At 50.6% G+C, this 13830-nt stretch carries 11 protein-coding genes; 9 read left to right on the forward strand and 2 right to left on the reverse strand.

Annotated features, from left to right (window positions below; genetic code table 11):
• Positions 1 to 44: 44 nt before the first annotated feature.
• Complete coding sequence (gene glnD, locus WN56_RS06135) at positions 45 to 2663, reverse strand: bifunctional uridylyltransferase/uridylyl-removing protein GlnD (RefSeq protein WP_046074173.1); 2619 nt, start codon at positions 2661 to 2663, stop codon at positions 45 to 47.
• 54 nt (positions 2664 to 2717) lie between these two features.
• A complete protein-coding gene (map, locus tag WN56_RS06140; RefSeq protein WP_046074174.1) occupies positions 2718 to 3512 on the reverse strand; it encodes a type I methionyl aminopeptidase in 795 nt (264 codons plus the stop codon).
• A 446-nt stretch (positions 3513 to 3958) separates the two neighbouring features.
• On the opposite strand from map, the gene rpsB reads away from it, so the two are divergent.
• The 9 genes from rpsB to bamA all read left to right on the forward strand — a co-directional run bounded on the left by rpsB (position 3959) and on the right by bamA (position 13830).
• Positions 3959 to 4687, forward strand: a complete 729-nt coding sequence (gene rpsB, locus WN56_RS06145; protein ID WP_046074175.1) for a 30S ribosomal protein S2 — start codon at positions 3959 to 3961, stop codon at positions 4685 to 4687.
• A 132-nt stretch (positions 4688 to 4819) separates the two neighbouring features.
• Entirely contained in the window at positions 4820 to 5662 is an 843-nt protein-coding gene (tsf, locus tag WN56_RS06150; RefSeq protein ID WP_046074176.1) for a translation elongation factor Ts, read from the forward strand.
• A gap of 82 nt (positions 5663 to 5744) precedes the next feature.
• Entirely contained in the window at positions 5745 to 6473 is a 729-nt protein-coding gene (gene pyrH, locus WN56_RS06155; RefSeq protein ID WP_046074177.1) for a UMP kinase, read from the forward strand.
• Between the two features lie 53 nt (positions 6474 to 6526).
• Positions 6527 to 7084, forward strand: a complete 558-nt coding sequence (gene frr / locus WN56_RS06160; RefSeq protein WP_046074178.1) for a ribosome recycling factor — start codon at positions 6527 to 6529, stop codon at positions 7082 to 7084.
• Positions 7085 to 7159: 75 nt separating this feature from the next.
• Positions 7160 to 7930, forward strand: a complete 771-nt coding sequence (locus WN56_RS06165) for an isoprenyl transferase (RefSeq protein WP_046074179.1) — start codon at positions 7160 to 7162, stop codon at positions 7928 to 7930.
• A 15-nt stretch (positions 7931 to 7945) separates the two neighbouring features.
• Complete coding sequence (locus tag WN56_RS06170; RefSeq protein WP_046074180.1) at positions 7946 to 8797, forward strand: phosphatidate cytidylyltransferase; 852 nt, start codon at positions 7946 to 7948, stop codon at positions 8795 to 8797.
• Between the two features lie 18 nt (positions 8798 to 8815).
• Positions 8816 to 10012: a 1-deoxy-D-xylulose-5-phosphate reductoisomerase gene (gene ispC, locus WN56_RS06175; RefSeq protein WP_046074181.1), complete on the forward strand. Its 1197-nt coding sequence runs from the start codon at positions 8816 to 8818 to the stop codon at positions 10010 to 10012.
• Positions 10009 to 11364 (forward strand): sigma E protease regulator RseP, encoded by a 1356-nt coding sequence (gene rseP / locus WN56_RS06180; RefSeq protein ID WP_046074182.1) that lies wholly within the window; start codon positions 10009 to 10011, stop codon positions 11362 to 11364. The genes ispC and rseP overlap by 4 nt, the downstream gene beginning before the upstream one ends.
• A 33-nt stretch (positions 11365 to 11397) precedes the next feature.
• Positions 11398 to 13830, forward strand: coding sequence for an outer membrane protein assembly factor BamA (gene bamA / locus WN56_RS06185; RefSeq protein ID WP_046074183.1), 2433 nt, complete (start codon positions 11398 to 11400; stop codon positions 13828 to 13830).

Below are 13830 nucleotides of genomic sequence, written 5' to 3' on the forward strand. Positions count from 1 at the left end.
CGACGAACTCACCGTCGCTTAGCATAGTTGATGGGGGTTGCTTGTTACTTGGCGCGAGCGAGCGCTTTCTCCAGTGCCGCTTTTAACTGTTCCTGATGCTCGGAAGTTAATGCTTGGTTCTCTGCGTCGGTGACGATAAAAAAGTCTTCGGCGCGCTCGCCAATGGTGGTGATTTTAGCGGCATGGACACTGACATTTTGGCGCGCAAAGACGGCCCCGACCCGAGCCAGTAGTCCAGGTGTGTCGAGTGCTACTAGCTCCATCAATGTGCGACGACCGTTTTTCGTGGGTAAGAAAAGTACCTGGGTTTTAACCGAAAAATGCTGAAGTTTTTGCGGTGCTCGCCGTTTGGGGATAGTCATTGTCCCGGTTTCTCCCAGCGCCTTGCTGACCCCTTTGATAATGCTCGGGTGACGGTCAAGAGGAATGGCATCGTCATTTTGGTCTAGCACCATAAAGGTATCGAGGGCGTGACCATCTTTACTGGTCATCACTTGTGCATCATGGACGCTCAGGTTTTTCTTATCGAGAGCCGCTACCACGCGCGCAAACAAACTGGGCCGGTCTTGGCAGTAAACAAAAATCTCGGTCCCGCCACGGGTTGCTTTTTTACTTACCAGCACCAGTGGGGCGTCGCCGGTGTGATGAAGGAGATGCTCACTGTGCCAAGCAATTTGTTTATGGGTATGGCGCAGAAAGTAGTCCGCCTTGAAACGCTGCCATAACACTTCTATATCCCTCGGGCTATGGCCTTGTTTACGTAACATGGCTGCCGCTAAATGTTTGTTATGACGAATGCGTTCACGCACATCTGGCGGGTTTTCTAAGCCTCGGCGGAGCGCTTTTTGTGTAGAGTAATACAGCTCTGCGATCAGTGTGCGCTTCCAACTGTTCCATAAGTCTGGGTTGGTGGCATTAATGTCTGCGACGGTGAGACAAAGGAGGAGATCCAGTCGTTCTTCGTCGCGCACTTCTTTGGCAAAATCGGTGATAACATCAGGATCGTATATATCGCGGCGCTGTGCGGTGACGGACATCAATAAGTGATTACGGACGAGCCAGCTAACAATATTCGCTTCTGGTTTTGACAAGCCATGCTCTAAACAAAAATCATGCGATTCAATGGCGCCAATTTCGCTATGATCCCCGCCACGTCCCTTGCCAATGTCATGGAAAATGGCTGCAATCAATAAAAGCTCGCGGCGTGCTAAACGGGGGAAGACATCACAACAGATCGGATGGCGGTCTCGGTTGGCCTCGTCATCAAATAAGCGCATATGTTTGAGCAGTCGGATCGTGTGCTCATCAACCGTGTAGACATGGAATAAGTCAAACTGCATCTGCCCAACAATTTGACTCCACTGTGGTAAGTAGGCCGACATCACCCCGTGGCGATGCATTAAGCCAAAGGCCTTGTGCAGCGCATTGGGGTGACGAACCAAGGCCATGAATTTTTCGCGTGCGTCTTCTTGCTGACACAAAAAGTGATTGAGTCGACGTCTTGCTGTACGCAACTGCCGCAGGGTAGGCGCTGCAATCGCTTCAATCGACGTGTCATTGGCAATATGCAGCATCATGTCGAGAATGGTTTCCGGTCGCGCTTGAAATAGCGCGGGTTTGCGCGCTTCGATGGTGCGTCCGCAGCGCTGAAAATCATCACTTAAGACGTCGATTTCTCCGGCGCGACCATTATCGATGATCACTTGATCAAAGATTTGTAGCAGCATTTTGTTGAGCTCACCGACCCGCCCAAGTGTGCGGAAGAAGTCTTTCATCATGGTTTCGACCGCACGATTCCCTTCACCGCGGTAACCGAGTAGTTCCGCGACCGATGTTTGATGCGCGAAGGTGAGGCGATTGTCGTAACGGCGCAGCTCAAGGTGAAGCGCAAAGCGAATTCGCCACAATACATTTTGACACTCATTGAGCTCGCGATATTCCGCGTCGGTTAAAAAGCCAAAATCACTCATCTCTCGTAAGCTGGTGGCACCAAAGTGACGGCGCGCAATCCACGATAAGGTGTGAATATCGCGCAGGCTGCCAGGACTGAGTTTCAAATCAGGCTCAAGCTTGTAGGCGGTGTCATGATAGCGGCGGTGGCGGGCTTTTTGTTCTTCAACTTTGGCTTGATAAAACCGTTCGCTGGGCCAAAAGCTGTCATCATGCACGCGCGTTTCAAGCGCATCAAAAAGCTGCGCGTCACCACATAATAAGCGAGATTCTTGTAAGTTGGTGGCGACAGTCAAATCGTCCAGCCCAACCCGGATGCACTCGTCGACGGTGCGTACACTGTGGCCGACTTCGAGCTTTAAATCCCATAAAAGGGTAAGCAGATCGCTTAAACTTTGTTGCTGGTGAGCATCTAATGGGGCCTGGCAGAGCAGGAGTAAATCGATATCCGACAGAGGGTGCAGTTCGCGCCGACCATATCCCCCCACCGCGACTAAGGCAAGTGAGGTGTGTGCGAACCCAAAGTGATGCCACAAGCGTGCCAGTAAGGCATCCATATAATCGGTGCGCTGGTACACCAATTCCGCCACAGGAACATTGGCCAAAAAGTCCTGTTTTTGCTGTTCAAGCAATTGCTGAAATTGGGCTTTGAGGGTGATGGGGTCGAGCTGATCATCCTCAAGGTGTTGTGGCGTAATCACTGTGTCTGTCATGGCGATCCTTTGCGCAAAAAAAAGCCGGAGCGAAGCCGGCTTTTAAGGGTTGGATTAGTGGTTGATGTAACGCGGGAGGTTTTCTTCCTCTCTCAACGTTAATACCTCGACGCCCGTCTCGGTGACCAGCAGGGTGTGCTCCCACTGGGCCGATTTCTTACCGTCGATGGTGTATACCGTCCAGCCGTCGTCTTCATCAAGCACGGTACCGTATTTACCTGCATTAATCATAGGCTCAATGGTGAAGCACATGCCAGGTTTGAGTACAGTGCGATCATTATTTTTGTAGTGCACCACTTGAGGGTCTTCATGGAAGCTCGCACCAATGCCATGCCCACAGTACTCTTTCACGATAGAGTAGCGTGTATTGCTATTTTTAATGAATTTTTGAATGGCGGTCCCGAGCTCACCCACGGTAGCCCCCGGTTTTACCTTTTTGATCGCGTGATAGAGACTTTCTTGTGTCACACGACAAAGACGTTTGTCTTCCAAAGAGACCTCTCCGACTAAAAACATCTTTGAGGTATCGCCATGGTAGCCATCTTTAATCACGGTCACATCGATATTGACAATATCGCCATCCTGCAACACATCATTATCATTCGGAATGCCGTGACAAACCACGTGGTTAATCGAGGTGCACATTGACTTTGGAAAACCGTGGTAGTCCAAGGTAGCCGGCGTGGTGCCTTGCACTTCAGTCATGTATTGGTGGGCAATGTCATCCAGCTCACGCGTAGTGATACCGGGTTTTACATGGTCGCCAAGCATGACGAGCACGTCGGACGCCAAGCGGCCAGCGACGCGCATTTTTTCAATTTCTTCTTCTGTTTTAATCGGGATTGTCATTTTGCTTTCTCACTTTAATTTGGGTCGCTCAATGATGACGATAAGAACGAGAGCCGGATCTTTTCACGCTCGGTATCATCGAGCACAGCCGCCCAGACCTGCTACGCTTGTCGCAGTGACTGAGGTGATCAGCCGTATGATGTGGCGCTATGGTACCAAGCCATCTGCATTCTGGAAACCAAAAGGGGCAGGATCCCGATGAGATGCAGTGGCAACCACGCTTGACCGAATGCGCAATATTGCTGGATTTTGCTGGTGTTTTTGTGGTATAAAGCGCGCCGAAAACCGTCATTGTGATCAATCTAGCCGAGCTGGGTTTCAGTTTGATGGTCTTCACTCAATACTTTTTATTTTAAATCACACACATATCGACACATTAACCGGGGTGCCCTCAAGCGGGTCGGTGAATGGGATATGTGGAGGCCTAACCCCAAGAGGAAATTATCATGGCTACTGTTTCAATGCGCGACATGCTCAAGGCGGGCGTACACTTCGGTCACCAAACTCGTTACTGGAACCCAAAAATGAAGCCTTTCATCTTTGGTTCACGTAACAAGGTGCACATCATCAACCTTGAGAAAACTGTACCAATGTTTAACGATGCTTTGGCTGAACTGTCAAAAATCGGTGAGCGTAAAGGTAAAGTCCTGTTCGTTGGTACTAAGCGCGCAGCAAGCGAAGCGGTAAAAGCGGCAGCAGAAAACTGCGAGCAGTTTTATGTAAGCAACCGTTGGTTGGGCGGCATGCTCACTAACTGGAAAACCGTTCGTACATCTATCAAGCGTCTGAAAGACCTGGAAACTCAGTCTACTGACGGTACGTTTGAGAAGCTGACCAAGAAAGAAGCACTGATGTACACCCGTGAGATGGAAAAGCTCGACAAATCACTGGGTGGTATCAAGAACATGAACGGCCTGCCTGATGCAATGTTCGTTATCGATGCGGATCACGAGCACATTGCCATCAAAGAAGCGAACAACCTGGGTATCCCAGTATTTGCAGTGGTAGATACTAACTCTAACCCAGACGGCGTTGACCACGTCATTCCAGGTAACGATGACGCAATCCGCGCTATCCAGCTTTACCTGAATGCCGCGTCTGACGCTTACAAAGAAGGCCGTAGCCAAGACATCGTTGCGCAAGCAGAAGACGAGCTGGTTGAAGTCGCTGAATAAGACGACAGCTCCTTGTGAGCGTTCTTAGCCATCAGCGTGTCATCTTTCATGCTGTAAGCTAAGTATGGTTAGCAGGGGCCGATTTCGGGCCCCTGTTTTTTACCCAAATAGTTTCGAATCGAGGATTGAACAATGGCAACTGTTACCGCTGCCCTGGTTAAAGAACTTCGCGAGCGCACTGGCGCTGGCATGATGGAATGTAAAAAAGCACTGGTTGAAGCGAACGCAGATATCGAAGTGGCAATCGAGAACATGCGTAAGAGCGGTGCGGCAAAAGCAGCGAAAAAAGCTGGCCGTGTTGCTGCTGAAGGTGTGATCCTAGTGAAAGAAAACGAAGGCAAAGCAGCGATCGTTGAGATCAACTGTGAAACTGACTTCGTTGCAAAAGACGCAAACTTCGCGGAATTTGCTGATCAAGTTGCTGAAACTGCACTGGCTGAAGGCCTTGAAATCGACGCGCTGAAAGAAAAATTTGAACAGCAGCGTGCTGATCTCGTCGCGAAAATCGGTGAAAACATGGATATTCGTCGTGTTTCATTCATCGAAGGCGAGAAAGTGGGTTCTTACCGTCACGGCGGTCGCATCGGTGTTATCGTTGCGGCAAAAGCGGACGAAGAAACCATCAAGCACGTGGCTATGCACATTGCAGCGTCTAAGCCTGACTATGTTAACCCTGAAGATGTACCTGCCGACGTGGTAGAGAAAGAGAAGCAAATTCAGGTTGATATCGCAATGGAATCAGGCAAGCCTGCTGACATCGCAGAGAAAATGGTTGCTGGCCGCATGAAGAAATTCACCGGTGAAATTTCTCTGACGGGTCAAGCATTCGTCATGGACCCATCACAAACTGTGGGCCAAATGCTGAAAGAGAAAGGTGCCGAAGTGACCGACTTCATCCGCTTTGAAGTGGGCGAAGGCATCGAGAAAGAAGAAGTAGACTTTGCTGCAGAAGTTGCTGCGGCACAACAAAGCTAATTTTTCTGACTCAGACCGCGGTGCTCGCCGCGGTCTTCCATAACCTTCTTCCCTAACTAGTGCCTAATAGAAAGGTAGTGAAATGACTACAAATCCTAAGCCAGCTTATCAACGAATTTTACTTAAACTTAGTGGTGAAGCCCTGCAGGGCGATGATGGATTCGGGATTGATCCCGCCGTGCTAGATCGCATGGCACAAGAAATCAAAGAACTGGTCGAGCTGGGTGTTCAAGTGGGTTTGGTTATCGGCGGCGGTAATCTATTCCGTGGTGCTGGTCTTGCTGAGGCGGGAATGAACCGTGTTGTGGGCGATCACATGGGTATGTTAGCCACCGTGATGAACGGATTGGCAATGCGTGACGCACTTCATCGTGCCTATGTGAACGCGCGAGTGATGTCAGCCATTCCCTTGAATGGTGTGTGTGATAGCTACAATTGGGCAGAAGCGATTAGCCAGCTTCGCAATGGTCGCGTGGTGATATTCTCCGCCGGGACAGGTAACCCTTTCTTCACCACGGATTCGGCGGCGTGCTTACGCGGTATCGAAATTGAATCTGATATCGTGATTAAGGCAACCAAGGTTGATGGTGTTTACAGTGATGACCCAACCAAAAACCCGGATGCAACGCTTTATGACTCGCTGACATATCAAGATGTTTTAGAAAAAGAGTTGAAAGTGATGGATTTGGCCGCATTTACGTTAGCACGCGATCATAAGTTGCCACTTCGTGTCTTTAATATGAACAAGCCAGGTGCATTGCGCCGTGTCGTGATGGGCGAGGCAGAAGGCACTTTGATCACTAACAGCTAAGCCGGTATTGGTGGCATAATCTTACAAACTAATTCAATCGCAAGGATACTCCCGTGATTAATGACATAAAAGACGACGCGAAAGCGCGTATGGATAAAAGTGTAGAGGCGCTAAAACACACGCTAGGTAAATTGCGCACAGGCCGTGCTCACCCCAGTTTACTGGAGGGGATCACTGTCGAGTATTATGGGGCTCCAACGCCACTTAATCAGCTAGCCTCTATCGTGGCTGAAGATGCGCGTACGTTGGCGATCAGCGTATACGACAAGCAAGTGACTCAAGCGGTTGAAAAAGCAATCATGACCTCAGACTTGGGTCTCAATCCAGCCTCAGCCGGCACCGTGATCCGTGTCCCTTTGCCGCCGCTGACCGAAGAGCGTCGTAAAGACATGGTGAAAGTAGTGCGTGCCGAAGGCGAGCAAGGCCGTGTGGCCATTCGTAACATTCGCCGTGACGCTAACAATGAGCTTAAAGCGCTGCTTAAAGACAAAGAAATCTCTGAAGATGACGAACGTCGTGCGCAAGATGATATTCAAAAGTTGACTGACGAAGCGGTCAAGAATGTTGATGCACTTCTTGATGCAAAAGAAAAAGAGTTGATGGAAGTCTAAATCTCATTAGACTTTACCGCCGATGCTAAAGCGCTGTGCGTGCAGTACAGCGCTTTTTATTTGCCAAGGAGAAACATGAGTTCCCAGTCTCTTGATGCGCAGCTCGAATCTGCCGCTTTACCGCAGCACATTGCCGTAATCATGGACGGTAATGGACGCTGGGCCAAGGCACGAGGCAAAGCCCGTGTGTTTGGACATAAAGCGGGTGTGAAAGCGGTGCGTAAAACGGTGAAAGCAGCGTCTGAAATCGGGGTCAAAGCCCTCACCTTGTTTGCATTTAGCAGCGAGAACTGGCGTCGCCCTGAAGACGAAGTGAGTGTATTGATGGAGCTGTTTATCAATGTGCTTTCTCGTGAAGTCAAACGACTCGACAGTCATGGGGTGCAACTACGCATCATCGGTGATACCTCTCGCTTTAGCCCGTCACTGCAAGCCAAAATAGCCGAAGCCGAAGCCCTAACGGCCGACAATGACCGTTTAGTGCTCAATATTGCTGCCAATTATGGTGGGCAGTGGGACATCACTCAGGCAACACGCCGTGTGGCTGAAGAAGTCGCGGCAGGACAGTTGCAGCCCAATGATATTGGCGAACAAGATATTGCGCGCCATCTCATGTTGGCCGACTTGCCGGATGTGGACTTGATGATCCGCACCAGCGGGGAGTGTCGCATTAGTAACTTTATTTTATGGCAAGCCGCTTATGCCGAGCTGTGTTTCACCGAGCAATATTGGCCCGACTTCAACGAACAGAGTTTGTATGATGCTGTGGCTTGGTACGTCAACCGGGAGCGACGGTTTGGTTGCACGGGCGAGCAAATCAAAGCCATGATAACAACGGATAAGTAACCACGAGGAATCAGTTTGCTCAAACAACGAGTTTTAACCGCGGCTTTATTAGTCCCGTTAGTGGTCGCGGGCGTCTTCTACTTACCCTTTCCTGCCTTTGTGGCAGCGATAGCGGTCGTCACGCTTATTGGGCTATGGGAGTGGACGCAATTTGTTTCAGCGTCTTCACGCCTGCTGACTTTTATCATTCCCGCTGCTGCGTTGGCATTGTCTCTGTTTGCTCTCCCTTTTGATGCCATGGCATTGGGGCACGTACGTTTTCCGCCTTTTGCGGTTGCTGCTGCGGGGGCGGCGTGGTGGCTGTTTGCCACCGTTTTAGTGCTCGCGTTCCCGCGCTCGGGTAACTATTGGACTCACAGCAAGCTACTCCGTCTTGTCTTTGGCCTGCTTACTATGCTGCCGTTTATGTGGAGTGTGTTGTTATTGCGGGCGGCGGACTATCAGTTTTCGACCTATTACGGTGCGAAGCTAGTCTTACTGGTCTTTGTATTGGTGTGGTGCGCCGATAGTGGCGCTTACTTTGCCGGAAAGAAATTTGGCAAACACAAAATGGCGCCGGCGGTAAGCCCCAATAAAACCCTCGAAGGGTTGCTGGGTGGACTTTCCGCAGCGGTCGGTGTGACCTGGCTTGGCGCCCATGTCCTCGAGCTTCATTTTGCCAACCTCGGTATCTTGTTGGCGATTGCAATGGTGACGGCCCTTGCGTCGGTATTGGGGGATCTCGCGGAAAGCATGTTTAAGCGTGTGGCAGGGATTAAAGACAGCGGGAACCTGCTGCCCGGTCACGGCGGCATTCTCGATCGTATTGATAGTCTGACGGCGGCATTCCCTGTTTTTACCGTGTTGTACTTCGCGTTTGCGAATTAAGTGAAACGAGTCGTTGAAATGCAAAAAATCACCGTGTTAGGCGCGACAGGTTCGATTGGTTCAAGCACATTGAAAGTGGTTGAAGCGAACCCTGAGCAGTATGAGGTAGTGGCACTGGCTGCCCATACCAATGTGGAAAAAATGACCGCTTTGTGTCTTTGTTGGCAGCCCGCTTATGCGGCGATGGCCGACCACGATGCGGCTCAGCAGCTCAGGAAAAGACTCGCGAGCAAAGGCCTAGCTACCGAGGTGCTTGCTGGAGAGGAGGGGCTGTGTCAACTGGCTTCGCTACCTGAGGTAGATATGGTGATGGCTGCCGTGGTCGGGGCGGCAGGGTTATCCTCGACCATGGCGGCGGTGAAGGCGGGCAAACGTGTTCTGCTTGCCAATAAAGAAGCCTTAGTGATGTCTGGACAGTTCTTTATTGATGCCGTTTATCAATATGGCGCCGAGCTGCTCCCTATCGACAGTGAACACAATGCCATTTTTCAATGCTTGCCGCAGGCGGTTCAACACACACCTGGGCGTTGCGATCTTCATGCCGCGGGGGTCAGCAAAATCCTGTTAACCGGCTCTGGTGGCCCGTTCCGTTATCGCGATCCGCAAAGTCTTGCCAGTGTGAGCGTCGAAGAGGCAGTCGCACATCCGAACTGGTCGATGGGCCCTAAAATCTCAGTCGACTCAGCCACCATGATGAATAAAGGCTTGGAATACATAGAAGCGCGTTGGTTATTCAACGCCAAGCCTGAACAGCTGGAGGTGGTGATCCATCCTCAGTCAGTGATCCACTCCATGGTGCAAATGTGTGACGGCTCGGTGTTAGCACAATTAGGGACGCCAGATATGTGTACCCCTATTGCTCATGCGATGGGGTACCCTGAGCGTGTTCATGCCTCCGTTGCGCCGCTGGATTTTACCCAAATTGGCGAATTTACCTTTATGGCACCGGATGCTCGACGTTATCCCTGCTTATCGCTCGCGATCGCGGCCTGCGAGCAAGGACAAGCGGCGACGACGAGCTTGAATGCGGCCAACGAACAGGCGGTAGCAGCCTTTTTGGCAGGAAAAATCGGGTTTATGGATATTGCGCGTATCAATGAACAGGTTTTGACCCAGTCCTCGCTTCCTACGCCAACAAGCTTGGATTGCTTATTTGAGCTGGATAGAATAGCGCGCATCACTGCAAATGAGCAGATTGCTAAGGTGACACCATGAGCGGGTTTCTATGGAATGCAGCGGCGTTTATCGTCGCGTTGGGCATACTGGTTGCGATTCACGAGTTCGGCCATTTTTGGGTGGCTCGCCGTTGTGGCGTGAAAGTGGAGCGCTTTTCCATTGGTTTTGGTCGCGCATTGTGGCGAAAATTTGGTAAGGATGGCACCGAATATGTGATTGCCGCCATCCCCCTTGGCGGCTATGTCAAAATGCTGGACGAGCGCATCGAAGCGGTGCCGGATGCCGATAAACCACGCGCATTTAACAACCAGCCTTTGTGGCAGCGCAGTGCTATTGTTGCCGCTGGCCCCATCGCTAATTTCGTATTTGCCGTTTTTGCATACTGGCTGGTGATGATGATAGGTGTTCCTGCCGTCAAACCTGTGATTGGTGAAATTGCACCCAATTCGATCGCGGCAGAAGCGGGAATTGAACCAGGTATGGAACTAACCCAGGTTTCAGGCGTCGAAACCGCTGATTGGCAAGCTGTTAATTTTGCGTTGATTGGTCACATTGGTGATGAGAGCATGACCCTCACCGCCAAACCGAGCCCAACGTCTAGTTATGGCAGAGACTATCAACTGGATTTACGCCAATGGCAGTTTGACCCAGAGCACCAATCACCTCTGACGACGCTGGGGATCACCCCCTATCGCCCTGCGATTACTTTATCGATCGCGCAAGTGGTAGAAGGAAGCGCGGCAGAGCAAGCGGGTCTCAAGCAAGGCGACAAAATTATTGCAGTGGCTGATACCGAGCTGTCGTCATGGCAGCGCTTGGTCGAGGTGATTAAAGCGAGCCCAGACCAAGCCCTGTCGCTGACAATATTGCGACAGGGGCAGCGTCAATCTGTGGTATTAACGCCGGATGCGCGTCGCAGTCATGGTGAGGTCACAGGCTATGCTGGCATTGCGCCACAAATGGACGAGTGGCCCGAGTCATATCGATTCACCCAACAGTATGGACCATTCGCAGCGATACCGGAGGCAGTGGGGAAAACAGGCCAAGTGATCAGTATGACGGTCAATATGATCAAAAAACTGATTACCGGCGATGTTGGGGTGAATAATTTGAGTGGCCCAATATCGATAGCAAAAGGCGCGGGGATGACCGCGGAGATCGGGCTGATCTCATTTTTAGGGTTTATGGCACTGATTAGTGTGAACCTAGGCATTATCAATTTACTCCCTCTGCCCGTATTGGATGGCGGCCATTTGCTGTTCTTTGGGATTGAGGCTGTCACACGGCGACCGGTATCGGAGCGTGTGCAGGACTTTGGGTATCGAATCGGCGCTGCCGTGTTGATGATGGTAATGGCAGTGGCATTGTTTAACGACTTCGCCCGACTTTAAACGGTTAGTATTCAAGGATAAGTCAGATAGCAGATGGCGATGAAAAAACTATTAATAGCGTCTCTTTTAGTAAGCAGTAGTATGGCGCATGCTGACACATTTCAAGTCAGCGATATCCGCTTTGAGGGACTGCAACGAGTCAGTCTAGGGGCCGCTTTGTTGTCAATGCCAGTGCGTGTCGGCGACAAAGTGGACGACGACGATGTGGCTGACATTATCAATGCACTTTTTGCCTCTGGTAACTTTGAGGATGTGCGAGTTTACCGCGATGACGAAGCACTGCTGGTCAAAGTGGTAGAGCGCCCGACCATTGCCAGTATTTCCTTTTCAGGGAATAAGGCGATTAAGGAAGAGCAGCTAAAAGAGAACCTGACATCGTCAGGCCTTCGTGTCGGTGAAGCGCTCGATCGCACCCAACTGAGCAAAATCGAAAAAGGTCTTGAAGACTTTTACTACAGCGTCGGTAAGTACAGTGCGTCGGTGAAAGCGGTGGTCACCCCCTTGCCGCGTAATCGTGCCGATTTGAAATTTGTTTTCACTGAGGGCGTATCGGCCAAAATTGAGCAAATTAACTTTGTCGGCAATGATGTGTTCAGTGATGAGCAGCTGCGTGATAATTTTGATTTGCGTGCCGACGTGCCGTGGTGGAATTTCCTCGCCAACGAAAAGTACCAAAAACAGGTTCTTGCAGGCGATCTTGAAAAACTACGCAGTTTTTATCTCAATCGCGGTTACCTTAAGTTCCGTGTTGAGTCGACACAAGTGGCTATTTCACCTGACAAAAAAGGGGTCTACATCACCTTGAATGTCAACGAGGGCAAGCCTTATCAGGTCGCTGATTTGGACTTTCGTGGTGATCCACAGAATGAAGAGATTTACCGTTCATTAGTCACCTTCACCCGTGGTGATACCTATAACGGTGATAAAGTGACTGCACTTGAAGAGGCGATCAAACGCCACTTAGGCGAGACAGGCTTTGCCTACCCCAAAGTGAACACCTTACCCAGCTTTGATGATGACAATCAGCAAGTGTCGTTAACGGTCAATGTCGAGCCAGGTAAGCGTATTTACGTGCGCAATGTCCGTTTTTCAGGCAACACCACCACCAAAGATGAAGTGTTGCGCCGTGAAATGCGACAGCTTGAAGGCACTTGGCTTAACTCAAAAGCGGTCACCCGCGGTAAAGAGCGTCTCAGTCGAACCGGCTTTTTCCAGAATGTTGAAGTGGACACTCAGCGCGTACCAGGCACTGATGATCAAGTCGACGTTAACTACAAAGTTAAAGAAGCTAACTCAGGTAGTATCAACTTTGGTATCGGTTATGGCACCGAGTCAGGCGCAAGCTTACAGCTCGGCTTACAGCAAGATAACTTTGCGGGCACTGGGAACCGGTTTGGTATCAACGCCATGGTCAACGACTATCGCAAAAACCTGACGCTTGAGTACCGTGATCCTTACTTTACGCTCGACGGTGTGAGCCTGGGCGGTAAGGTATTCTATAACGAGTTTGAAGCGCGTGACGCTAACATCGTTGAGTATACCAACCAAAGTTACGGTACCAACCTCACCTGGGGTTTTTGGACTGATGAGCTGAACTCGATTGATTTCTCGCTAGGGTACACACATAACAAGATTGAGAACCTCGGCCGTTATTATCAAATTGATAAGTTTTTGGAGCGTCATCAGGATAACCTGAATCACAATGAAGGCCTGGAAGTTGACGACTTTGATATTTCAGTATCCTGGACGCGCAATAACCTCAACCGCGGCTATTTCCCAACCGCAGGTAACTACCAACGTGCCTCGTATCGGATGACGGTACCCGGCTCGGATGTACAGTACTTTAAAATGCAGTATGACATCCGCCAATACGTGCCGCTGACACAAGAGCACGAGTTTACGCTGTTGATGCGTGGCCGACTTGCGTATGGTAACGGTTATGGGCAAACCAATGGCCAAGATCACATGCTGCCGTTTTATGAGAACTATTACGCGGGGGGCTTCTCGTCACTGCGTGGCTTCCGTTCGAACTCGGTGGGACCGAAAGCGGTGTATGAGAACGGTGGTTCCACGCAGCCTGGTAGTGACGATGTTGAGAAAAATGAAGGAGATTACGGCTCTTCAGACTCCGTCGGTGGTAACGCTATGGCACGCGCCAGTGCTGAGCTGATTGTGCCAACGCCGTTCGCCTCAGAGGAAGCGCGCGAACAAATCCGTACCAGTGTGTTTATTGATGCCGCCTCAGTGTGGGATACCGAGTATGACGTATCCGCTGCTGCTAATTACAGTGGCCGAGATAACATTAAGGATTATTCAGATCCATCCAATATCAGTGCCTCTTATGGTATGGCACTGCAGTGGATGTCCCCGATGGCACCTTTGGTATTTTCCATCGCAAAACCTATTACAAGCCAGCCTGGCGACGATGAAGAGTTCTTTACCTTCACGATCGGGCGCACATTCTGA

Origin of the sequence: Salinivibrio sp. KP-1, from assembly GCF_000968645.1 — a bacterium.
In the GTDB taxonomy this organism is placed as follows: domain Bacteria; phylum Pseudomonadota; class Gammaproteobacteria; order Enterobacterales; family Vibrionaceae; genus Salinivibrio; species Salinivibrio siamensis.

Bases quoted from the DNA above. Each gene is read 5' to 3' on its own strand.
- bamA (WP_046074183.1), top strand. From the start codon at position 11,398: ATGGCGATGAAAAAACTATTAATAGCGTCTCTTTTAGTAAGCAGTAGT.
- WN56_RS06165 (WP_046074179.1), top strand. From the start codon at position 7,160: ATGAGTTCCCAGTCTCTTGATGCGCAGCTCGAATCTGCCGCTTTACCG.
- rpsB (WP_046074175.1), top strand. From the start codon at position 3,959: ATGGCTACTGTTTCAATGCGCGACATGCTCAAGGCGGGCGTACACTTC.
- rseP (WP_046074182.1), top strand. From the start codon at position 10,009: ATGAGCGGGTTTCTATGGAATGCAGCGGCGTTTATCGTCGCGTTGGGC.
- tsf (WP_046074176.1), top strand. From the start codon at position 4,820: ATGGCAACTGTTACCGCTGCCCTGGTTAAAGAACTTCGCGAGCGCACT.
- map (WP_046074174.1), bottom strand. From the start codon at position 3,512: ATGACAATCCCGATTAAAACAGAAGAAGAAATTGAAAAAATGCGCGTC.
- ispC (WP_046074181.1), top strand. From the start codon at position 8,816: ATGCAAAAAATCACCGTGTTAGGCGCGACAGGTTCGATTGGTTCAAGC.
- pyrH (WP_046074177.1), top strand. From the start codon at position 5,745: ATGACTACAAATCCTAAGCCAGCTTATCAACGAATTTTACTTAAACTT.
- glnD (WP_046074173.1), bottom strand. From the start codon at position 2,663: ATGACAGACACAGTGATTACGCCACAACACCTTGAGGATGATCAGCTC.